At 40.4% G+C, this 22,664-nt stretch carries 20 protein-coding genes; all 20 read right to left on the bottom strand.

The features are described 5' to 3' along the window. Nucleotides 1-34 precede the first annotated feature (34 nt). The 20 genes from glyS to clpP all read right to left on the bottom strand — a co-directional run bounded on the left by glyS (nt 35) and on the right by clpP (nt 22,501). Nucleotides 35-2,071 (bottom strand): glycine--tRNA ligase subunit beta, encoded by a 2,037-nt coding sequence (glyS, locus tag HT732_RS00360; protein ID WP_173253600.1) that lies wholly within the window; start codon nt 2,069-2,071, stop codon nt 35-37. A 211-nt stretch (nt 2,072-2,282) separates the two neighbouring features. After that, entirely contained in the window at nt 2,283-3,200 is a 918-nt protein-coding gene (glyQ, locus tag HT732_RS00365; protein ID WP_000038733.1) for a glycine--tRNA ligase subunit alpha, read from the bottom strand. A gap of 191 nt (nt 3,201-3,391) precedes the next feature. Further along, nucleotides 3,392-4,153: an elongation factor Tu gene (locus HT732_RS00370; protein WP_173253601.1), complete on the bottom strand. Its 762-nt coding sequence runs from the start codon at nt 4,151-4,153 to the stop codon at nt 3,392-3,394. A gap of 272 nt (nt 4,154-4,425) precedes the next feature. Beyond that, nucleotides 4,426-5,268 (bottom strand): aldo/keto reductase, encoded by an 843-nt coding sequence (locus tag HT732_RS00375; protein ID WP_173253602.1) that lies wholly within the window; start codon nt 5,266-5,268, stop codon nt 4,426-4,428. Nucleotides 5,269-5,344: 76 nt separating this feature from the next. Further along, nucleotides 5,345-6,736, bottom strand: a complete 1,392-nt coding sequence (pgdA, locus tag HT732_RS00380) for a peptidoglycan-N-acetylglucosamine deacetylase PgdA (RefSeq protein ID WP_173253603.1) — start codon at nt 6,734-6,736, stop codon at nt 5,345-5,347. An 89-nt stretch (nt 6,737-6,825) separates the two neighbouring features. Beyond that, complete coding sequence (gene metK, locus HT732_RS00385; protein ID WP_101784868.1) at nt 6,826-8,016, bottom strand: methionine adenosyltransferase; 1,191 nt, start codon at nt 8,014-8,016, stop codon at nt 6,826-6,828. A gap of 213 nt (nt 8,017-8,229) precedes the next feature. Further along, on the bottom strand, nt 8,230-9,573 hold the full coding sequence (locus HT732_RS00390; RefSeq protein ID WP_004242683.1) for a DEAD/DEAH box helicase: 1,344 nt from the start codon (nt 9,571-9,573) through the stop codon (nt 8,230-8,232). 244 nt (nt 9,574-9,817) lie between these two features. Beyond that, on the bottom strand, nt 9,818-10,633 hold the full coding sequence (locus tag HT732_RS00395; RefSeq protein ID WP_173253604.1) for an endonuclease/exonuclease/phosphatase family protein: 816 nt from the start codon (nt 10,631-10,633) through the stop codon (nt 9,818-9,820). 51 nt (nt 10,634-10,684) lie between these two features. Then, nucleotides 10,685-12,865: a PTS transporter subunit IIBC gene (locus HT732_RS00400; RefSeq protein WP_173253605.1), complete on the bottom strand. Its 2,181-nt coding sequence runs from the start codon at nt 12,863-12,865 to the stop codon at nt 10,685-10,687. A 184-nt stretch (nt 12,866-13,049) separates the two neighbouring features. After that, a complete protein-coding gene (ftsX, locus tag HT732_RS00405; RefSeq protein WP_000625550.1) occupies nt 13,050-13,976 on the bottom strand; it encodes a permease-like cell division protein FtsX in 927 nt (308 codons plus the stop codon). Beyond that, the gene (gene ftsE / locus HT732_RS00410) at nt 13,969-14,661 is read right to left on the bottom strand and encodes a cell division ATP-binding protein FtsE (RefSeq protein WP_000022265.1); all 693 of its coding nucleotides are present in this window, start codon (nt 14,659-14,661) and stop codon (nt 13,969-13,971) included. Before ftsE ends, ftsX begins: the two co-directional genes overlap by 8 nt. Nucleotides 14,662-14,678: 17 nt before the next feature. Then, nucleotides 14,679-15,774, bottom strand: a protein-coding gene (gene prfB, locus HT732_RS00415; protein ID WP_173253606.1) for a peptide chain release factor 2 whose coding sequence is annotated in 2 segments (ribosomal slippage) — nt 14,679-15,701 and nt 15,703-15,774 — 1,095 coding nt in all. Because the reading frame shifts where the segments join, the coding sequence is not laid out codon by codon here. Between the two features lie 106 nt (nt 15,775-15,880). Continuing rightward, nucleotides 15,881-16,537: a CBS domain-containing protein gene (locus tag HT732_RS00420; protein ID WP_000268665.1), complete on the bottom strand. Its 657-nt coding sequence runs from the start codon at nt 16,535-16,537 to the stop codon at nt 15,881-15,883. Nucleotides 16,538-16,898: 361 nt separating this feature from the next. Then, on the bottom strand, nt 16,899-17,609 hold the full coding sequence (locus HT732_RS00425) for an ABC transporter ATP-binding protein (RefSeq protein ID WP_000062200.1): 711 nt from the start codon (nt 17,607-17,609) through the stop codon (nt 16,899-16,901). Further along, entirely contained in the window at nt 17,609-18,373 is a 765-nt protein-coding gene (locus tag HT732_RS00430; RefSeq protein ID WP_001185995.1) for an ABC transporter ATP-binding protein, read from the bottom strand. The genes HT732_RS00425 and HT732_RS00430 overlap by 1 nt, the downstream gene beginning before the upstream one ends. After that, nucleotides 18,373-19,329, bottom strand: a complete 957-nt coding sequence (locus HT732_RS00435; RefSeq protein WP_000662286.1) for a branched-chain amino acid ABC transporter permease — start codon at nt 19,327-19,329, stop codon at nt 18,373-18,375. Before HT732_RS00435 ends, HT732_RS00430 begins: the two co-directional genes overlap by 1 nt. A 3-nt stretch (nt 19,330-19,332) precedes the next feature. Continuing rightward, nucleotides 19,333-20,202, bottom strand: a complete 870-nt coding sequence (locus tag HT732_RS00440; RefSeq protein WP_000941427.1) for a branched-chain amino acid ABC transporter permease — start codon at nt 20,200-20,202, stop codon at nt 19,333-19,335. A gap of 116 nt (nt 20,203-20,318) precedes the next feature. Next, nucleotides 20,319-21,479, bottom strand: coding sequence for an ABC transporter substrate-binding protein (locus tag HT732_RS00445; RefSeq protein WP_173253607.1), 1,161 nt, complete (start codon nt 21,477-21,479; stop codon nt 20,319-20,321). Between the two features lie 65 nt (nt 21,480-21,544). Continuing rightward, a complete protein-coding gene (locus tag HT732_RS00450; protein WP_050234905.1) occupies nt 21,545-21,832 on the bottom strand; it encodes a YlbG family protein in 288 nt (95 codons plus the stop codon). A gap of 78 nt (nt 21,833-21,910) precedes the next feature. After that, on the bottom strand, nt 21,911-22,501 hold the full coding sequence (clpP, locus tag HT732_RS00455; RefSeq protein ID WP_000613475.1) for an ATP-dependent Clp protease proteolytic subunit ClpP: 591 nt from the start codon (nt 22,499-22,501) through the stop codon (nt 21,911-21,913). Nucleotides 22,502-22,664: the final 163 nt, after the last annotated feature.

Raw genomic sequence — 22,664 nt, forward strand, 5'->3', positions numbered from 1 at the left:
CTTTTTGATAAGATAAAGTCCCGTTTATCAAATTTTATTTAGTGTTAATTTGGTTAAAACGAGCAAGCTTTGCTGCTTTTTGAGTTAAATGAGACAAGATTGCCAAACGATTTTGACGGACTGCTTCATTTTCAGCCATAACCATGGTATTCTCAAAGAATGCATCAATGACTGGGCTAAGAGCAAAGAGTTGTTTCAATTGCTGACTGGCAGTCCCTGACAAAACGAGTGATTCTACTGCTTCTGCCAAGGTTTTCTCTTCTTCATTCTCAAAGAGAGCCGAATCAACTGTAGCAACTCCTTCTGCCTTCTCAGCCAAGTTAAAGGCACGAGAAAGTGATTCAACAGATGGTTTAAAGTCTTCTTTCTTGCTTGCTTCTACGAGAGCACTTGCTGCTTCCAACATATCCGCCACAACAAAGTTTGAACCTGCAAGAACGGCTTCCTTGATATCTTTTGGAGTAGATCCCATCATCTTATCAACACGAGCCTTGATAAAGTCCATAACCTCTGACTTATTTTCATAAGTCAAGCTGTCAAATTTCAAAGCATAAAGGCTATCAATCAACTCATCCATAGCAATGTGCCAACCAAAGGCATCCAAGATACGAACCACACCTTGCGTCGCACGACGAAGGGCATACGGGTCATTAGACCCTGATGGAATCAAACCTACTGAGAAGAAACTCAAAATCGTATCCAATTTGTCTGCAATGGCAAGCACTGCACCGACCTTGCTCTCTGGAAGTTCTCCTTCAGCTGAAGTAGGCATGTAGTGTTCACGAATAGCAGCTGCCACCGCTGGAGTTTCACCAGCAAGAAGGGCATATTTCTCACCCATAATTCCTTGGAGCTCATCAAATTCACCAACCATACCTGTCAACAAGTCAAACTTGTAAATGGCTGCTGCACGGGCTAGGTCAATCGTTTCATCCGCTGACAAGCCAGCTTTTTCTGCCAAGAGAATAGCAATCTGACCAGTACGAATCATGTGTTCACGAAGGGAACCAATCTTCTCATGGAAAGTCACATTGTTCAATTTTTCAACAAGATCTGAAATGACCAATTTTTGGTCTTCACGCCAGAAGAATTCTCCGTCTTCCAAACGGGCTACCAAGACTTTTTCATTTCCTTTGATAACATTTTCCAAATGCTCTGCATTTCCATTACGAACAGAAATGAAGTTTGGCAAGAGTTTTCCATCTTGATCACGAACAACAAAGTAACGTTGGTGTTCCTTCATCGAAGTCACCAAGACTTCTTCTGGAACTTCAAGGTATTTGGCATCAAAGCTTCCCATAAAGGCAGTTGGGTATTCAACCAAGTTCAAGACTTCATTAAGCAAGTCAGCATCAATTTCGATATGTACACCATGCTCAGCTTCGATTGCCTTGATTTGGTCAACAATCATTTGCTCACGTTCACGTGGATCTGCAATTACAAACTGACGACGAAGGTCTTCTTCATAGCTCAAGGCTGACTGAATCTTAGTTTCTTGTCCCAAGAAACGATGACCACGGCTGACACGATCTCCCTTGATATCAAGAAAATCCAAATCAAACTCTTCTTCATCTAAAAGAACAGTTAAAGTGTGAACAGGGCGGATATATTCAAAGGTGTTGTTAGCCCAGTGCATGCTGACAGGGAAAGTCAAGGACTTCAAGACATCTACAACACCAGGAACAATGGCTTCAACTGCTTGACCAACTTCTTCCTTAGTGACATAGACATATTCTTCACCCTTGATTTCACGGAATTCGATATCTTCAACCGTCAAACCTTTTCCACGGACAAATCCTTGAGCTGCTTTGGTGAAATTTCCATCACTATCCAAGGCAATTTTCTTTGCTGGCCCCTTAAAATCTTCTGTCAAATCAGCCTGTTTGTCTGATAAACCAGTCACACGAACAGCCAAACGACGTGGTGTTGAGAAGGTCTGAATAGCTTCAAAAGACAGGCGGTTTTCCTTGAGGAAGGCTGCCATTTTTTCGCCTAGTTGTTTTTCACTTGGTGTGACAACATAGGCTGGTAATTCTTCAAGACCGAGTTCTACTAATAAGTTTTTTGTCATGTTTTTTCTCCGAAAAATATCTTTTTATTTTCCAGTTTGCCTTATGTGATTGGCACGCAAGCAACCAACTTCGTTGTTTCATTGCTAAAATTGGATCCAAAAGTCTCCAATTTTGCCTAGTATCCTTAGTTTCACTAAGGATACCTTCATCACTGCGGCAACTGGCTCAGGGCTCACTCTGTTCGCCCATTTTCGTAATTTGTCACTCTCTTTATTCTGCGTCTTCTGCTAGGAGTTTAGCTCGTGTTGCTTCATCTAAAAGTGGGTAGCCTAGGCGTTTGCGTTCTGCGACAAAGGTTTTGGCTACGACACGGGCTAGGTTACGAATACGAGCGATATAGCCTGCGCGCTCTGTTACAGATACGGCACCACGCGCATCAAGCAGGTTAAAGGTATGTGAACATTTGAGAACATAGTCATAGGCAGGGTGAACTAAGCCTTCTTCTAATGCACGACCAGCCTCTTTTTCAAACTTATCAAAGTTTTCAAGCAACATTTCTTGATCCGAAATTTCAAATGAATATTTTGAATGCTCGTACTCAGGCTGGATAAATATTTCTCCGTATTTTACACCATCAGCCCACTCAATATCATAGACAGAATCTACTTCTTGGATGTAAGAAGCCAAACGTTCCAAACCATAGGTAACTTCCGCAGTCACAGGGCCAGTTGCCAATCCACCAACTTGTTGGAAATAAGTGAACTGAGTGATTTCCATACCATCAAGCCAAACTTCCCAACCGAGACCTGCAGATCCAGTCGATGGATTTTCCCAGTTGTCCTCAACGAAACGAATATCGTGCTCCAAAGGATTGATGCCCAATTTTTCCAAAGACTCAAGGTAGAGTTCTTGGATGTTTGATGGAGAAGGCTTCATAACCACTTGGAATTGGTGGTGTTGGTAAAGGCGGTTAGGGTTTTCTCCGTACCGACCGTCAGCAGGACGACGTGAAGGCTCTACATAAGCCGCATTCCATGGCTCAGGTCCGATAGCACGAAGGAAAGTGTAAGGACTCATGGTTCCCGCACCTTTTTCATTATCATAAGCCTGCATAAGCATACAACCTTGGTCATTCCAAAATTGTTGCAAAGTAAGGATGATTTCCTGGAAAGTCAATTTTTTAGACATTATTTACTCCTTTTTATATAAATTACTTGCGACACGAGTCTGCCTCGTCGATCATACGAGGCAAGACGAGTTAGTACTGCGTCTAGCTCAGCACCCTAGTGCTGAGCGTGGGGCAGTCCGACTGTAAGGAGATCTCTGCCACTGACGCAGTGAAATGTTAATTTCTTAGACATTGTTTACTCCTTTAGTTTTTATATTTCTTTTTCAATTAATTTCTGCTGAACAAACCAATTTAACAAGGGAAGATTTTTATCTGTATTTGCCCATAAATGATAAGAATCGAAGACCGCTTGTACACTACCTAGATTTTCTACCAACTTATCTATTGTCAAAAAACTACGCCAGTATTCGTAAAAAATACTTGCATAGTTCTTATCATAAGTCGAAGAACCAAAATCATTCAATGAATGCCAACCATATTTCTTCTGAAAAAGTTCTACAAGAGACTGATTACAAATTTTTTCCGCTTGAAATTCCTCTTCTGTCAAGAAATACTTGCGACTAATATATTCAACCATTCCCTCTTCGAACCAGATATAAGAGTCGTAACCATCAAAATCATCTAAAAAATGCTCCGACCAATGAGCTAACTCATGTCCTACAATCTGTAAGAGGAAATTTTCAGATAAAGAATGATAGTGACTTTCTATTGCTTGAGTTTGCTGAGAACACTCGTAGTTCAGCAACTGATACAAATACAACTCTTTCCAAACAGCTAAATCAGGCGTCATAACTATTCGTCTATTATTTGTATAGGCTGGAACAGCGCTTTCCCTAATAATCTGTGTAGCAGCATTAAAACTTGACCAAATAACGGCTTGCGGTAAATCACAGACTGCAAGTTCATTCTTTAAAAAAGATTGATAATCTTTCAACTTTTCAGTATTTCTTACTACAAAATCACGAAATGCAGCTAGTTGACTATCGTCTTTTACAAGATAAAGGTTTTCCACGTCTCTCCTTTCTTTCACACAATAGACTGAATAAGAAAAAGAACCACATCTGACAATCCTAGGTTGATTTAACCTAGGGGCGTCAGAAACGCGGTTCCACCCTAATTTATTACTTCATTGTTTTTGAAAATACTACAGAAAGCGCCAGTTCTTTATTTTGCCCTACTTGGCTCCCACTATCCCAAGCTCGCTTGAAGAACGCCATAAGACTTTCTTTCCTGCTGACTATTATATCAAAAATTGGAACAATGTACAATTCTTTTTATGATTTTCTAGAAATCCATATCATCAACTCGTGGAGCACCAGATTGAACATCAATCGCTTTTAAGATTTCACGCTCCTCGTGACTCAGTTCAATTCCGAAACAATCAAGATTAGCCTGAATACGAGAGGCTGTAACAGATTTCGGAAGTGGTAAAAATCCTTCTACCAAGCTCCATGCCAAGGCTATCTGAGCAACAGACTTTCCCTGATTTTCAGCTATTTCTTGCACTTGCTTGCTATCAAACAGTTCTCCCTGACCAAAAGGCCCCCAAGCTTCCAATAAAATTCCTTTTTCTCGACAGTAATCTACGACTTCCTCTTGATACACACCTGGCGCCAAGCGGATTTGATTGACTGCTGGAAGAATTTTTGCTGTTTCAAGCAAGGCATCCAAATGACGGGGAAGGAAATTGCTAACGCCGATAGCACGGATTTTGCCTTCTTGATAGAGGTCTTCCATCGCTCTCCAAACTTCTGCATTTCGGATTTTCCATTGGTCATTTTCTCTGAGTGGTTTTGGATTTGGCCAATGAATCAAATACAGATCCAAATAATCCAAGCCCAGCTTCTCTAAAGACTCTTCAAAAGCCTGACGAGTTTGCTCATAGTTGTGATTTGTATTCCAGAGTTTGCTGGTTACAAAAATTTCCTCACGCGGAACGCCACTATCTTGAATGGCACGACCAACGCTTTCTTCATTTTTATAAATAGCTGCCGTATCGATATGGCGATAGCCTGCCTTTAAAGCCTCTAGGACAGCTTGATAGGCAATCTCTCCATTTTCAGCTTTCCAGGTTCCAAATCCCAGTACTGGAATCGTAACACCATTATTTAAAGTATAAGATTTCATTATTTTTCCTTTCTATGAGAAGAAAATCCAAAGAGCCAAATTTTCAAGGAAAACTTTTCTCTTTAGATTTTGTGTATTATTGATTGCGGTCGTAATAGAGCTGGTGAGGTTTAAGACGAGTATCTAACAAATCTGGAATTGTTACAAAGTCATAACCTTGCCCTTTCAAGTAGTCAATAACCTTCGGTAGAGCATTTACCGTCTCAGCATGGATATCATGCATGAGAATAATAGAACCATTCTTGACTTCACGCTGAATTTCTGTCAAAATCGCTGCTTCATTCTTACTCTTCCAATCCAAACTATCCACATCCCACATAATAAAGCTTAAATCGAGACTATTACGAATGTCATCTGTAATGGCTCCATAAGGCGGACGCATGAGTTTGGAACTAGAGCCCAGCACTTTAGTTAGCGCATCCTCAGTATCAGTTATTTGTTTTTTAGCTTCATCAAGGGAAAGTTTTGAAAGCACTGGATGACTCCAACTATGGTTTCCAATGACATGACCATCTGCTTTCATGCGTTTCAAAATCTCTTCATTGCCAGAAACATTCTTACCTAAAACAAAGAAAGTTGCCTTGATACCATACTTAGAAAGAGTATCTAATGCTTGATTTGTTGTTGCAGGATTTGGTCCATCATCAAAAGTCAAGGCTACTACTTTACGATTTTTCTTTTCAAAATAAGCTTTATAAAGTTCCGCATCCTTATCTAGCAAATATGAGGACTGAACAACTTCAAAGAAACTAGATACTGGCAAGGCAATCTCATCTAAATTTTCCACTGCCTGACTCGGATAAAAAATCATTTGGCTATCCTTATAATCAAAGTTCCATGCAGACAAGTCTTGGTCAGAGAAGCCTTTAACAACTTGATCAATCTTTTCTTGCTCCAATTTCTTGTCCTGTAAGAAAGAAGTCAGTTCTTTTATCAGTTTCTCTTTGGCCTTACTAGGATCTGAAAATAATTGATTAAGTGTAAAAGGTTTACCATCTTCTGTCAAATGTACTTTTGCCAGACTAGTTTTTTCAGTCTCTTCAACTTTTGACGAAGTTAAATCATAGACTTGTTTCATCACACTTCGGTTGATAATCCCTTTTAAAGTCGAATCCTGTTTCTCCGTATAATAAAAAACCAGATTTTCCTTGTCTTCCAGATTTTCCTTAATATCCTGTGTCATGATTTCTTTTACAGATAAAATCACTTGCTCCCCTTGGAGAGGATAATAGGCAATCACTTCGGCTTGTCCTTTACGAAAATGATCCTTCTGATTTCCCTCACTCAATTGATCATCTTTCTCTTTTTTGAGCGATTCAATCTTTTGCTCAAAACTTTGCTTTGTATAGACTTTGTAACCAATCATCGATCCAAGGACACAAATGCTAACTGAAAAGATAGCTACTAGGGCTATTAAACCGATTCTCTTTTTATCGTGCTCAACACGATTTGCTCTACTTTTATCCATAAGACCATCATATCAAATTCAGGCTATAATTTCAATGATTTTAGAGGAAACAGTATATTAAAAAGAGAGGAAGTTCCCCTCTTAAGATTTTATTTGACTGCTTCTTTTAAAGCGTCTACCTTGTCCAAACGTTCCCATGGAAGGTCAATATCTGTACGTCCCATGTGTCCATAAGCCGCTGTTTGACGGTAAATTGGACGCTTGAGGTCCAGCATTTGGATAATCCCTGCAGGACGAAGGTCAAAGATTTGACGAGCTGCTTTTTCAAGCTTGCTTTCAGCTACTGTTCCTGTACCGAAAGTATCGATACGAACAGAAACAGGTTGGGCAACACCGATAGCGTAGGCCAATTGAACTTCTGCCTTCTTAGCAAGACCGGCTGCAACGATATTCTTTGCAATATAGCGAGCCGCATATGAGGCAGAACGGTCCACTTTAGTCGCATCTTTACCAGAGAAGGCACCGCCACCATGACGAGAGTAGCCACCATAGGTATCCACGATGATCTTACGACCAGTTAGACCTGAGTCCCCTTGAGGTCCACCGATTACAAAACGACCAGTAGGATTGATGAAGAATTTTGTTTGCTCATCCAAGTAAGAGGCTGGAATAACCTCTTTGATAACCTTACTAATGACATCATTGTGAATTTGTTCGTTGCTGACTTCTGGATCGTGCTGAGTTGAAATCACGACTGTATCCACACGTACTGGACGGTCATTTTCATCATACTCAACTGTAACTTGTGATTTAGCATCTGGGCGAAGATAGCTAATTTCCCCAGACTTACGAAGTTCTGCCAGACGACGAACCAACTTATGACTGAGTGAGATTGGCAATGGCATGAGCTCTTCTGTTTCATCCACTGCAAATCCAAACATGAGCCCTTGGTCACCAGCACCAATCAAATCAAGTGGATCTTGATCTGCATTTCCACGAACCTCCAAGGCTTCGTTAACACCTTGAGCAATGTCAGGAGATTGTTCCACCAAAGATGGATGTACTCCTACAGTCTCTGCAGAAAATCCATATTCGGTATTGGTATAGCCAATCTCTGCAATGGTATCACGAACCACACGGTTAATATCCACATAGGCATTTGTAGAAATTTCACCAAAAACATGGACAGAACCAGTATATACAGCTGTCTCAGCAGCAACGTGCGCCTCTGGATCCTTAGCTAAAATAGCATCCAAAATCGCATCTGAAATTTGGTCTGCAATCTTATCTGGATGCCCCTCAGATACAGATTCAGACGTGAATAATTTACGTTCTGACATAAAAATGTCCCCCCTTAAAAATAGTGTTATAGAGTTACAAAGTACTGATAGGAAAACTCTTAGTGATAAATGCCTACCATCTTATCGGGACTATATAACTTTATCATTATACCATTTTTTAGCGCAATTTGCAGTCTTTAATGTGATATTTCGGTTTAGATAGTTCGTTCTCATAAAGCAAAAAGTTGGAGTTCAGTACTCCAACAATTTCTATTAAAATGTTTGGCGTTTAGCTTTACGCTCTGCACGACCGCGAGCGCGATTTTCAGCGCGCTTGGTTTTGCGGCGTTTTTCATCAACCGCCCACTGAATTTTTTTCTTATAACCTGGTTTGACTTTTTTCTTTTTCTTTTTAACCAAACCAATCATTTCAATATCAAGTTTATCTTGTTTTTTCTCACGGTTGGCACGACGATCACGGTCATAAGTATCTTGAAATTCTCCATCTTTTACCATCTTAGGAGTAAACTTAATTCCTAATTTCTCCAACTCACGGATATCCAAGTCATCGCTTGGCTGGTAAAGGGTAATAGCTGTACCTGGTAGGCCGTTTCGTCCGGTACGACCAACACGGTGCACGAAGAAGGATAAGTCTTGAGGAATGGCATCATTGATGACATGGCTGACACCTTCAATGTCAATCCCACGCGCCGCCAAGTCTGTTGCGACAATGTACTCAAAATCCAGATTTTTCACCTGATTCATGATTCGCTTACGTTCACGAGGGGCAATATCTCCATGGATTTTTGCCACCTTCAAGCCTTGAGCAGTCAGATATGAATGCAATTCATCAGCACGTGTCTTAGTATTGACAAAAATCATTGCCAAATAAGGCTGCATCAACTGAGTCAACTGATAAATTTGAGCATTCTTATCACGTCCCTTAGTAGAAATCAACCAATTATCAATAGTGTCAGAAATGACCGTTTTGGTCTTTATTTTCTCCATGACAGGATTTGACAAGTATTTTTTCAAGAATGGTTGCAACTTTTGTGGAATAGTCGCTGAGAAGACCATGAATTGCAGGTCTTTTGGAAGGCTGCCAGCAATCTTATCAACAGTTTCTAAGAATCCCATATCCAAGGTCATGTCTGCCTCATCGACCACAAAGGTCTTGGCCTTGTGAATAGCTAGGTCACCGGATTTAACCAAGTCGTAGATACGGCCTGGTGTTCCAATAACAATATGAGGCTGATTGCTTGCCAATTTCTCAATCTGGCGAGCCTTATCCGTACCACCCACATAATTAACTACACGAACTTCCACTTCTGAGTGGGCAGCAATCTGACGGGCTGCTTGGTAAATTTGAGTAGCCAACTCACGACTCGGTGCAGTAATGACTGCTTGTACACTATCGCTAGCTTCATCTAGTTGCTGGAAAATCGGTAACAAGAAAGTGTGAGTCTTACCTGAACCTGTTTTTGATTCTCCAACCAAATCTCGGCCTGCCAAGACAATGGGAATCAACTTATCTTGTACCTCTGTTGGAGTTGTAAATTTCAACTCCTGCAAGGCTTCTCTAATATAGTTTTTAAATTGAAATTTCGTAAATGACATACTATCCTCGATTCTATCTATCTTATCAATTATACCACATTTTATTCCATTTCAGTAGCCTCACTCATTTATACTCAATGAAAATCAAAGAGCAAACTAGGAAGCTAGCCGCAGGCTGTACTTGAGTACGGCAAGGTGAAGCTGACGTGGTTTGAATTTGATTTTCGAAGAGTATTAGGCTATTTCCAGTAGCTTCTCTAGTAAAAAAGGCTGGAACTTGTGAATCCCAACCTCTTTTCAGTCCTTATTTCCAGTTTAAAATAGCATTCAAGCCATAGTGATCACTCACTTGTGGACTCTTGTTACCATCAAATACGACATGTAAATTTTCCACCGCTAACTCTTTGGTAGTAAAGACATAATCAATTCGAAGGGGTTCAGTGTTCCCTTTCCAGCCATCAATTTCTGGTGGAACGGTATAGCTACCGCTTTTCTCTTGAGCAACTTCAAAAGCGTCTTGTAAGCCCAATGGACTAGCTAAAATAGCTTGGTAGCCTTCCTGTCCAGCCGGATTGTTGAAATCTCCAGCTAGCAAAAGCGGCTTGTTCAATTCTTTCAAGACAGCCTCAAATCGTGCCCATTCTTCTTGGAAACCTTTATCCCACCAAGAAAGGTGGACACTTGCAACTGCAAGCTCCTGACCATCGACTACAGTTTCAGCCAAGGCAACGCGACGAGTATGATAGTCTGTTGGATCATCCACATCTGAAACCAAAATTTCTCTGGCTTCAATAGGTGTTTTAGACAAGATAGCCACACCTTCGTGGTAGCGATCATAACCGATATGGTTATAGGCCCAAGTCCAGTAGTAATTTTTCCCTTGCTCAGACAACTTTTCAACCAAAAGTCTAACATAGTGGTCTTGGTGAATAGGCTCAGCTGCTGGCAAAGATTGATAAAGATCATTGACCTTCACCTCTGGAGATGTGATCTCCTGATTGATTTCTTGGAAACAAATCAAATCATAGTCCTTTTCAAGAATATCCTCAAGCAAAATCTGGAATTTTTCCTCAGCTTCTTTTTCCATCCAACTGTGAGTATTGAGTGTTAAAAATTTCATTCTTTTCTCCCAAAATAAGAGGTTGGAATACAGCTTCCAACCTCAAGTATATTACAATTCTACTTTAGCAACTGCTGTTTTAGCTGCAAGAGAACCTGTTTTTTCTAATTTAACTGATTTAATTGCATCACCATTTGTGAAGACAACTACTGTTGAAGTTTCACGTCCTGCTGCACGGATAGCATCCAAGTCAGCTGTGACAAGGAGATCACCTGCTGCAACTTTTTGTCCTTCAGCAACATGAACTGTAAATGGTTTACCTTCAAGACTTACTGTGTCCAAACCAATGTGAACCAATACTTCAAGACCTGCTTCAGTCACAATACCAAGAGCATGTTTTGTTGGGAAGATGCTTGATACAGTACCTGAAACTGGAGATACAATGTTTCCATTTGCAGGTTCTACTGCAAATCCATCACCCATCATTTTTTGAGCAAATACTGGATCTTTTACTTGTTCCAAAGCAACAACTTGACCGTCTGCTACTGAGTAAACTTCCTCAGTAAGACCTTTGAAGTGAACAGTGTTTTGTTGTGCTTCAGTCATTTGGCTTGGAAGAGTTTCAGGAATGATTTCACCTGAATCAAGGATATCTTGGATATCAGATTTCAATACGTCAGCTTTTGGTCCGTAGATAGCTTGAACCCCTTGTCCTTTCATGACAAGACCCATAGCTCCTTCTGCTTTCCATTGCTCTGCATTTCCTACTTTATCTGCATCTTTAACAGTTACACGAAGACGAGTCATACATGCGTCAACATCAACGATGTTTGCACGTCCACCAAGAAGGTTAATAATGTTTACAGCTTGAGAACCTGCTGCAACTTTCACTTCGCTGCTAGCTTCTTCTGAACCTTCAGCAGTTTCGTAATTTCCGTTACGTCCTGGAGTTGCGTAGTTGAATTTTTGAATCATGAAGTTTGCGATAAAGTACATGATTACAGCAAAGAGAACAGTTACCCAAACAAAGTTAACGATATCCATACCGATACCAGCACTGATTGCAATAGGTGTACGAGTCAAGAACTCGATTGAACCGAATGAGTGCATACGTAGGTTCACAACGTCAGCCATAGCGAAGGCAGCACCTTGAACAAGTGAGTAAACAAGATACATAGGTGTTGCGACGAACATGAACATGTATTCGATTGGTTCAGTAACCCCTGTCAAGAATGTTGCAAGAGCTGTTGCAATCATCATACCTTTGTATTTATGTTTCTTATCAGCATCAACATTACGGTAGATAGCCACAACCACACCCATCAAGATACCGAATGAACCGATCATTTGTCCAACTTTGAAACGAGCTGGGTGAACAGTATCTAACAATTGTTGGTAGTGACTTGCATCTGTACCTTTAAGGTTAACAAGGTCTGTTACCCATGCAAGCCAAAGTGGATCTTGACCAAATACTTGGCTACCTTTTGCTGCACCAGTTAAGACTTCATAAGTACCACCAAGAGCTGTGTAGTTCATTGGGATAGTCAACATGTGGTGAAGACCAAATGGCAAGAGCAAACGTTCCAATGTACCATACAAGAATGGTGCAAGGATTGGAGCAGTTTCTTGTGAGTTGGCAATCCAGATACCAAAGCTATTGATACCAGTTTGCACAAGTGGCCAAAAAGCAGCAAGTACAATTGCAGCAATTATTGAACGAAGAATAACTACAAATGGTACAAAACGTTTTCCGTTAAAGAATGAAAGTGCATCAGGAAGCTTACGGAAGTTATAGTATTTATTGTAAGCAGTTGCTCCAATAAAACCAGAAATAATCCCTACGAATACACCCATGTTAAGTGCTGGAGCTTCCATAACACTAATGAAGTAATCAGCAACTTTGATTGAACCACCAAAGAGAGTAGTTACCATAGCATCTGGATTTTTCAACATATCGCCTGATACACCAAAGATTGTACCAGTGATACGGTTAATCAAGATGAAGGCAAGACCAGCGGCGAAAGCACCACCAGCACGTTCCTTAGCCCAGCTTCCTCCAATAGCGAGGGCGAACAAGATATGAAGGTTAACGATAACTCCCCAACCGATTTGCTCTAGTACACCACCAGTAATAACGAGTGGGGCAAAGGTTGGGTTAATCATCACGATAGACTTACCGATTGAAATCATCAAACCAGCAGCCGGCATAACCGCGATAACCACCATCAAAGCCTTACCGAATTTTTGCCAAAATTCGAAAGACAAGACATTTTTGAATGTATCTTTCATCATTCAAATCTCCTTTATTTTTATTTAGGCAAACGTTTTACGAAAACGTTTGCACTTTCTATAATTCAATTATACCACTTTAATTTTTTTTGTAAAGGCTTTTATAAAAAAAAGTAGACTTTTTTCTAAAATTTTTGTAGCAAAAAAAGGAGATCATTTAATCTCCTCATAAAAGTAGCTATTTTATCTAAATCTTCAAGAATCGGCGCATGGAAATTCCTGATCCCAGTGAACCAATGAAAATTCCAATCACAAACAATAGGGCAATCATCAGAGGAGTAAATACCTCTGGCGCGATCATAGAAAGATTTTGTCCGACCAACGACTTATTGACAGATTGGTAAACCATTCGATAAACAATAAAGACCAACACTGATGGCGCAGTTGCTCCAAGTAAACCAATGAAGGCACCTTCAAGTAAGAAAGGTCCGCGGATATAACTATTCTTAGCACCAACCAAGCGCATGATTTGAATTTCACGACTACGAGAAATAATGGTAATACGAATGGTATTTGAAATCAAGAAAACTGCAATGAAAATCAAAAGTCCTGCAATAACTAATCCCCAAACACGGATAAATGATGCTAGTTGGAATAGGCGTTCTGTATTGGCACCACCATCCTGAACCTCAGACACACCTTCAATTTTTTTAGCATCCTCGGCTACAGTTTTTACATCACTTGGCGTATTGGTATCAACGATATAGGCATCATAGAGGGGGTTGGCATCTCCTTCAAAGATTTTCCAGTTGTCACCCATTGTCTCGGTTAATTTTTCATATTGTTCTTCTTTACTTGAAAAAGTAACACTCTTAACAGTAGACATCCCCTTCAAAGCATTGTATACCTTGTGGTAGTCATTATTTGTAACAGTTTGACCTTCTTTTTCAATAGTCTCGCTATTATCAGCTACATCCTTGCGAATATAAACCATCACTCGTACATTATTTTCAATATCTGTAGCTAGTTTCGCTGTATTGAAAATAACAGAAGCAAATATGGCAACCAAGGTCAAAGTAATCATGACTGAGCTGACAGCAGCCACTGTCATCCAACCATTTCGTTTCAAACTTTTTAGTGATTCAAATAAATGGCGAAAAAATCTACTAATCATCGTATCCATACTCTCCTTTTGATTCGTCACGAACGACACGGCCATTTTCAATGGCAATGACACGGTGGCGCAAGGTATTTACAATCTGGCTATTATGAGTCGCCATCAAAATAGTTGTCCCTTGTAGGTTAATCCGTTCCAAGAGATTCATAATTTCCCATGAATTATCCGGGTCCAGGTTTCCTGTTGGTTCATCGGCTATCAATACTTTGGGATTATTTACAATGGCACGTGCAATCGCAATCCGCTGTTGCTCTCCACCTGAGAGCTCATTCGGGAAAGAACGAACCTTGTGCTTCAACCCAACCAAGTCTAAAACTTCCATCACACGTTTTTTGATATTACGGCGATTTTCCCCGATTACTTCCATAGCGTAAGCAATATTTTCATAGACCGTTTTCTTTGGCAACAATTTATAATCCTGGAAGACAACCCCAACACTACGACGTAGAAGCGGGACGTCTTTCTTTTTGATCTTAACCAGATTAAAACCAGCAACTGATAGGCTTCCTTTATCGATTTTTACTTCACGATATAGAGAACGAATGAAGGTTGACTTCCCTGCTCCTGAAGGTCCTACAATGTAAGCAAATTCTCCCGGTTGAACGCTGACCGAAACACCGCGTAGGGCAGTCGTTCCATTGTCGTATTTTTTGACGACATCTCTCATTTCAATGATTGACATGTGAGTTCCTTTCTTTCTTAGCTGATTCGCCACTTGAGATAGGCATCGATAAAACCATCTAGGTCTCCGTCCATAACCTTATCTACCTGAGCAACTTCAAAGCTAGTTCGATGATCTTTTACCATAGTATAAGGCGTGAAGACATAAGAACGGATTTGGCTTCCCCATGTGATTTCCTTTTTTTCACCCTTGAGGGAATCAACTTCCGCAGCTTTCTTTTCTTGCTCCATTTGATAGAGCTTAGCCTGCAACATCTTCATGGCACGATCTCTATTTCCATACTGGGTACGATCGACCGTTGACTGGACAACAGTCCCAGTTGGAATGTGGGTTAAACGTACACCTGTTGAAACCTTGTTGACGTTTTGTCCACCGGCACCACCTGATCGGAAGGTGTCCATCTTGATATCATCTTCCCGGATTTCAACTTCAATGGTATCATCCAATTCTGGCATCACTTCTACAGATGTGAAAGAGGTATGGCGACGTTTGGCAGAGTCAAATGGTGAAATTCGCACCAAACGGTGTACCCCCATTTCTGACTTGAGAAGACCATAGGCATTAGGTCCTTCAAATGATAAGGTTACTGACTTAATACCAGCTTCATCTCCTGCTTGGTAATCCAGTACTTCCACTTTAAAGCCTTTAGCATTTCCATAGCGAGTGTACATACGAAGCAACATATCACCCCAGTCCTGAGCCTCAGTACCACCTGATCCTGGATGGATTTCCAAAATCGCATTATTATGGTCATAAGGTTCTGACAAGAGCAAGGTCATCTCGTAACTAGTCATCATCTTATCAAGTTCGGATAACTGCGCTACCAGTTCTTCTTGAACCGACTCGTCTTCTGCTAAAAAGTCCAATAAAATTTCAACTTCATCCTGCAACTCTTTCATCTTATGGAAGGTGTTATAGGTGTTTTTTAATTCATTTAATTCTTGCGACGTTTTTTGGGCCGCGATATTATCGTTCCAAAAATCAGGTTCTGTCATCTTGTTTTCCAAGATGGCAATCTCTTCCTCTAGACCTTCTAGGTCAAAGAGACCCCCTGAAAGAAGCTAATTTTTCACGATTTGCGTCAATTTTTTGACGGATTACTGAAATGTCCATAAATACTCCTTTTTTACATCATTTCATTATAGCATATTTTATCATTTCTTTCCATCTTTTGCTCTAGTCCCTTTTTATGAAAAAAGAAGCCTTTCGGCTTCCCTTCTTACAAGACTTTTGCTGAAGTACGAGTGATTTCTTCCACTTGAATACCATTTGCTTCAAATTTTTCTTTCAAGGCTGGTAAATCAATTGATCCATCGATTTGCACTTCGATAATCACCTTACCATCTTTACGCGGAATATTGACTGTATGCGAGATATTCAAATTTTCTTCTACAATCAAAGAAACAATCTTTCCGAGGACACCGACTTCATCTTCTGTAACAAAACGCACACGAATACCTTCTTCTCCATAGCCAGCAATTTCAAGAAAGGCTTGGAAAACGTCACGGTCCGTAATAACCCCATAGACTTGATGGTTATCTACTACAGGAAGAATACCAATCTTGTTTTTCAACATCAGATAAGTTGCATCCTCTAGACTCGCATAGCCTGAAACAGTGACAACATCGCGAATCATGACATCTTTTACTTTTGTCTTATTTAGAAGATAATTCATCTCATAGATAGACAGACTGGTTGCTTTTGATGGACTAGCTTGGGCAATGGTTCCCTCAGTTACCAAACCAACCAATTGATCATTTTCGATAACAGGCAAGCGGTGCAACCCTTGCTCTCTCATCAAATCTGCTGCATGAGATACTGTTGTATCTGGACTAATATAAACTACCTTGCGGGTCATAAAATCTTTAACTGCCATGAGACTTCTCCTTTTCTATTCTTATCCTTATTATACAATCTTTTTGTAAATCTATCAAACGCTTACATTTCTTTTTCAAAATTCAGAAAAGTATGAATAAGCTAGCAAAAAGAGCTCTGAAATCGAGCTCTGTGAATGAAGGATAGGTACGCTTCATTCGGTTTTTTCAATTATTAGAAATTAACTTTTCAATGTAGATGAAGATTGCTTTGCAATCTCTATCCGCAACCTAAACTAGTCTCCCAGACTATGCGATGTTTGCTTCGCAATCTTCATCCACCGACTAAAAAGGTCCCCCGGACTATAATGATGATTACTTCGTAATCTTCATTTGCAACCTAAACTAGTCTCCCAGACTAGTTTAGCCACCCAGATACGCTTTTCTGACTTCTTCTGATGAAGCGAGTTCTTTTCCTGTTCCTGATAGAACGATTTTCCCTGTTTCCAGTACATATCCTCGGTCAGAGATAGCGAGTGCCTTATTGGCATTTTGTTCAATCAAGAGGACAGTTGTCCCTTGCTTCTGGATATCTTGAATGATATCAAAAATCTCTTGGATAAAGATTGGGGCAAGTCCCATTGATGGTTCATCTAAAAGAAGAAGTTTTGGTGTTGACATAAGAGCGCGTCCCATGGCAAGCATTTGTTGTTCCCCCCCTGAAAGAGTTGCTGCATCTTGGTTCTTCCGTTCTTCAAGACGAGGAAAGCGTGAGAAAACCTTCTTCAAGTTAGCTTGATTTTCTTCACGATTTTTCTTTAAGAAAGCTCCCATTTCAAGATTTTCCATAACAGTCAAGCCAGGGAAGACGTGGCGTCCTTCTGGTACTTGTGAAAGGCCACCTGCTACGATTTTCTGAGCCGGCATTTTTTGGATTTCTTGACCTAAAAATTCAATTTTTCCTGAACTCGGTCTAACCAAACCAGACAAGGTACGGAGAATGGTTGTCTTACCTGCACCATTGGCACCGATAAGTGAAACTACCTCTCCTTCATTCACTTCAAAGCTTACATCACGGACTGCTTGGATCATACCGTAATGCACAGAAAGATTATCAACTTTTAACATAGACATTAGGCTTCACCTCCTAGATAAGCTTCGATAACGCGTTTATTGGTCTTAATTTCGTCTGGAGTTCCTTGTGCAATCAAACGACCGTATTCAAGTACGTAGATACGTTCTGTTACTTCCATGACCAGATTCATATCGTGTTCAATCAGCATGATCGTAATCTTAAATTCATCTTTGATACGACGAATTAACTCAGTCAATTCAGCTGTTTCCTGCGGGTTCATACCTGCTGCTGGTTCATCTAAAAAGAGAATTTTAGGTTCCGTAGCAAGGGCACGAACAATTTCCAAACGACGTTGTTGTCCGTAGGCAAGATTTTTAGCAAGCGTTTCTGCATCACCATCTAAATCAAAGATTTTCAGCAATTCCAAAGCTTTAGCCTTTAATTCTTTTTCACTCTTGTAAAAAGCTGGTAAGCGCAAAAAACTAGCAAAAACATGTTGTTTGTGATGGTTGCCAAAAGCAATCAAAACATTGTCCAAAACGGTTAAGTCTTTAAAAAGACGGATATTTTGGAAAGTACGTCCAAGTCCCAAAGAAGCAATCTTATAAGGTGCCTTTCCATTCAAAAGGTGACCATCGAGGGTAACTGTTCCCTCACTTGGTTCATAAACACCCGTCAAGAGGTTGAAAAGAGTGGTTTTCCCAGCTCCATTTGGACCGATTAGTCCAACCAGTTCCCCTTCGTTCAATTCAAGAGTCACATCTCCAACAGCTGTTAGACCGCCAAAATGTTTGGTTAACTGTTTTACTTCAAGTAATGCCATTAGTTTTGTTCCTCCTTCTTAGATTTTTTAAAGAAACGTGATAGGCTCAATTCCCATGTTCCAAGAAGTCCACCTGGTCTGAAAATCATTACCAAGACCAAGGCCAAAGCGTAGATGATCATACGTACGCTAGCAACATCTTGGAGAAGCATATTCAAAATTCCAAGAACAATAGCTGAAACGATGGCACCTGTAATGGAACCAAGTCCACCAAATACAACAATAATCAATACGTTGATTGAGTTAATGAATGTGTAATCTTTCGGTACAACAGACCCGATAAATCCTGCCTGAAGTGACCCTGCAATACTTGCAGTAATGGCACCAAAGACAAAGGCGATGATTTTAATTTTAGTCGTATTAACCCCAACTGACTCAGCAGCGATTTCATCCTCACGAACGGATAGGGTTGAACGTCCAATTGGACTACGCAAGAAGTTCAAGGTTGCAATGGTTGTAATCACGACAAAGAAGTAAACCATTTGCCAAGTTGTAAAGTTAGGAATTCCCAAGATACCTGCCGCACCATTTGTAAGGCTTCCACCATTGATGATAAAGATACGGATAATTTCAGAAACACCTAGAGTCGCTACCGCAAGATAGTCCCCCTTCAAGCGTAAGGTTGGAATTCCGACAAGCAAGGCAACTGCCCCTGAAAGCAAAGCACCTATCAGCATGGCTCCAAAGAAGGCACCGTAGGTTGGTGATTTAGATCCAATAATAGCAGCGGCATAGGCACCAATCGCCATGAAACCAGCATGACCAAGTGAAAATTGTCCTGAAAAACCAACGATTAAGTTGAGACCAACAGCCAGAATAATATTAATTCCAATTTGTTGTAAAATCTGTACATAGAATAGGTTGAGTACTCCGACTGAAACCAGTACACTAATCAAGCCATAGCCAGCTAACAAAAGGAGTAACCATAGAATATTAACTTTTAAATTTTCTTTCATCGCTTACACCTTCTCTTTCACATTTTTACCAAGGATACCAGCTGGGCGGACAATCAAGATCAACAACAAAATTCCATAAACAATGGCATCACGGAAGTCTGACATTCCAAAGGCTGTCGCAAAGGTTTCCAATAGACCAATCACAAAACCACCAAGAGCCGCACCAGGAATGATTCCGATACCACCAAGTACTGCGGCAACGAAAGACTTAAGACCTGGAGTAACCCCCATCAAAGGCTCAAGAGAGTTATAATAGAGGGCAATCAGAACACCAGCTGCACCCGCAAGAGCTGAACCCAAAGCGAAGGTAAAGCTGATCGTACGGTTTACATTGATCCCCATCAATTGCGCCGCATCGCTATCTACGGATACTGCACGCATGGCTTTCCCCATCTTTGTCTTTTGAACAATGACTTGTAACAAAATCATCAAAATCAAGGAAATGGCCAAGATCATTAACTGCACGTTTGTTAAGCTAACTGGTCCCAAATCATAGCGAACTGTTTGAATCGCTTGAGGGAAGGCACGAGTATTGGCACCAACCAGATAGACCATGCCATACTCCAATAGGAAAGAAACCCCAATAGCTGTAATCAAAACAGCAATACGAGTAGAGTGACGCAAAGGTCGGTAAGCAAGGAACTCAATCACGACACCAAGAATGGCTGTCGCTAACATAGCCACAATAAGAGCTACAAAGAAATTCATTTGGAAAGAATTAATCAAGAAATAACCGATAAAGGCTCCCATCATATAAATATCACCGTGGGCGAAGTTGATGAGCTTGATAATTCCGTAAACCATGGTATATCCTAGGGCTAACAGCGCATAAACACTACCTAGAATCAAACCATTTACTAGTTGTTGGAGCATAAGATTCACTCTTTCTATTTATAATTTTGAGGGTTTTCCCTCACTTTTTGATAGGTTCTTAAACACCGAAACAGGGAGTGAGTCAGAGGCTCATTCCCTATTTCAACATTTTTCTATTATGGTTTTACAACTTCTGCTGCTTCAACCTTACCATTGTTCATGGTCATCATGTAAGCAGTTTTGACTGTGTTGTGGTCTGCATCAAAGCTTGTTTGACCAGTTACACCTTCAAAATCTTTTGTTTTAGCAAGGTTATCCTTGATTTCACCAGAGTTCTTAGCACCTTTTGCTGCGTTTGCTACAAGGTGAACTGAGTCATAAGCCAAGGCTGCAAATGTTGAAGGTTCTTCATTGTACTTAGCACGGTATGCGTCAAGGAAGGCTTTAGCTTTAGCTGAAACTTCTACAGTAGTTGAGAAGCCTGAGATAAAGTAGATGTTTGATGCTTTTTCAGCAGTTGCTTGTTGTACAAACTCTTCACCGTTAAATCCATCACCACCAACGATTGGTTTGTCAATTCCCATACCACGCGCTTGGTTTACAATTTTACCAGCTTCAGTGTAGTAACCAGGGACGATGATAGCATCAAAGTCTTTCCCTTTCATTTTTGTAAGGGCTGCTTGGAAGTCTGTGTCACCTGCTACGAAAGTTTCATCTGCAACGATTTCACCTTTGTAAGCTTCACGGAAGGCTTTGGCAATACCTTTAGCATAGTCGCTAGCATTGTCAGTGTAAAGAACAACTTTCTTAGCTTGCAATTTTTCAGAAACATAGTTTGAGATAATTTTTCCTTGGAAGCTATCTTGGAAAGTTCCAATAAAGAGGTAATCTTGACCTTTAGTCAATCCATCTTGAGTCGCACTTGGCGAAATCAATGGAACACCTGCTTTTGTAGCGTTAGCCACCGCAGCTGCAGTTGCACCAGATGTCGCAGGTCCTACGATTGCTGATACTTTAGATTGGGTTACAAGGTTAGTTGTTACTGAAGCCGCCTCAGCTGTTTCAGACTTGTTATCTTTATCAACTACTTCGATTTGTTTTCCATCGATACCACCTGCTGCATTGATTTGATCAACGGCAAGTTGGGCACCTTTTTGTTCAGATGTTCCGTAGGCTGCTACGGCACCAGTTTCCTCGAAGTTAAATCCGATTTTGATTGTCTTTTCATCTACTGAGTTACCAGCAGCGTTTGACGCTCCAGACTTCACTTCTCCACAGGCTGCAAGAAGTGCTACACTTGCAAGCGCCACAAACGATAGGGCAAATTTTTTCTTCATTTTTTTTGTCTCCTTATTCTTAAATAAATAGCATGTTAAGAATATACCGAATTATCAGAAAATTGTCAACACTTTTCTTGAACTTTTTCGATGATAACGTTTTCTTCTCGATAAAGATTGCCCACAAAGGGTGTTTCCAGCTCTTGGATATGACAAACTCTGACTTTTTTTATAAACTTTTCCTTGCCCAAGCGCCCGACCAATTGCTCCACTTCTTGAGTTGGAACATAAAGCTGTAAGTAACGATGTTTCTTGGAATGATAGGTAATATCTCCATAATCCTGCAATTTTTTGGCATCACGATTATAGTAAAGATAGATAATCAAGCCAGATCGATTGACTTTTTCAAACATGATAAATCCTCTTTCTAAGAAATCTCTCCCTATTATACCAAAAAAAGCAAACCCAGTCGAGTTTGCCTTCTTTAATCATTAGTTCAATGAATTGTTGGCCATGATTTCATCAATAAAGCCATATTCAAGTGTTTCTTGGGCACTCATCCAGTTATCGCGTTCTGCATCTGCATGGACTTTTTCGATTGACTGACCTGAATTTTCAGCCAAGATTTTTTCCAAGGTATTACGAGTTTTAAGCAAGTGTTCTGCAGCGATCGCCATATCGGTTTGTTGAGTACCACCACCTGTACCACCCATTGGTTGGTGAATCATGTACTCAGCATTTGGAAGCATGAAACGTTTGCCTTTTGCTCCACTTGATGCGATAACAGTCCCCATAGATGCGGCCATACCCATAACAATGGTTTGGACATCTGCCTTGATAAAGTTCATAGTATCAACGATTGCCAAACCAGCTGAAACAGAACCACCAGGTGTATTGACATAAAGGTAAATATCTTTTGTACTATCTTGGGCATCTAAGAAAAGTAATTGGGCAATAACAGAGTTAGCCATATTGTCTTCAACTGGACCTGTCAGCATAATGATGCGGTCTTTGAGAAGACGTGAGTAAATATCGTATGAACGTTCTCCACGGCTTGTTTGTTCAATAACTACAGGAATCATTCATTTCTCCTTTTGAATTTTAATTTTGTTGGTCAAATGACTGAAGATAAGACTATTATAATATCTAGGTCAAAAAAGGTCAAATTTTTGCTCTGTTTTCATTAGACAGAAACAAAAACTCAACCTCCTTTCACGACTAGAAATCCTTTTCCAAGTCAATCTT

This window comes from Streptococcus sp. 5346, assembly GCF_013277455.1.
GTDB lineage: Bacteria > Bacillota > Bacilli > Lactobacillales > Streptococcaceae > Streptococcus.

Bases quoted from the DNA above. Each gene is read 5' to 3' on its own strand.
- metK (WP_101784868.1), bottom strand. From the start codon at position 8,016: ATGTCAGAACGTAAATTATTCACGTCTGAATCTGTATCTGAGGGGCAT.
- glyQ (WP_000038733.1), bottom strand. From the start codon at position 3,200: ATGTCTAAAAAATTGACTTTCCAGGAAATCATCCTTACTTTGCAACAA.
- HT732_RS00395 (WP_173253604.1), bottom strand. From the start codon at position 10,633: ATGAAATTTTTAACACTCAATACTCACAGTTGGATGGAAAAAGAAGCT.
- HT732_RS00435 (WP_000662286.1), bottom strand. From the start codon at position 19,329: ATGAAAGAAAATTTAAAAGTTAATATTCTATGGTTACTCCTTTTGTTA.
- HT732_RS00450 (WP_050234905.1), bottom strand. From the start codon at position 21,832: ATGTTTGAAAAAGTCAATCGATCTGGCTTGATTATCTATCTTTACTAT.
- HT732_RS00375 (WP_173253602.1), bottom strand. From the start codon at position 5,268: ATGAAATCTTATACTTTAAATAATGGTGTTACGATTCCAGTACTGGGA.
- glyS (WP_173253600.1), bottom strand. From the start codon at position 2,071: ATGACAAAAAACTTATTAGTAGAACTCGGTCTTGAAGAATTACCAGCC.
- HT732_RS00440 (WP_000941427.1), bottom strand. From the start codon at position 20,202: ATGCTCCAACAACTAGTAAATGGTTTGATTCTAGGTAGTGTTTATGCG.
- clpP (WP_000613475.1), bottom strand. From the start codon at position 22,501: ATGATTCCTGTAGTTATTGAACAAACAAGCCGTGGAGAACGTTCATAC.
- ftsX (WP_000625550.1), bottom strand. From the start codon at position 13,976: ATGATTAGTAGATTTTTTCGCCATTTATTTGAATCACTAAAAAGTTTG.
- HT732_RS00420 (WP_000268665.1), bottom strand. From the start codon at position 16,537: ATGGCAGTTAAAGATTTTATGACCCGCAAGGTAGTTTATATTAGTCCA.
- HT732_RS00430 (WP_001185995.1), bottom strand. From the start codon at position 18,373: ATGGCATTACTTGAAGTAAAACAGTTAACCAAACATTTTGGCGGTCTA.
- HT732_RS00390 (WP_004242683.1), bottom strand. From the start codon at position 9,573: ATGTCATTTACGAAATTTCAATTTAAAAACTATATTAGAGAAGCCTTG.
- HT732_RS00425 (WP_000062200.1), bottom strand. From the start codon at position 17,609: ATGTCTATGTTAAAAGTTGATAATCTTTCTGTGCATTACGGTATGATC.
- ftsE (WP_000022265.1), bottom strand. From the start codon at position 14,661: ATGTCAATCATTGAAATGAGAGATGTCGTCAAAAAATACGACAATGGA.
- HT732_RS00400 (WP_173253605.1), bottom strand. From the start codon at position 12,865: ATGATGAAAGATACATTCAAAAATGTCTTGTCTTTCGAATTTTGGCAA.
- HT732_RS00445 (WP_173253607.1), bottom strand. From the start codon at position 21,479: ATGAAGAAAAAATTTGCCCTATCGTTTGTGGCGCTTGCAAGTGTAGCA.
- pgdA (WP_173253603.1), bottom strand. From the start codon at position 6,736: ATGGATAAAAGTAGAGCAAATCGTGTTGAGCACGATAAAAAGAGAATC.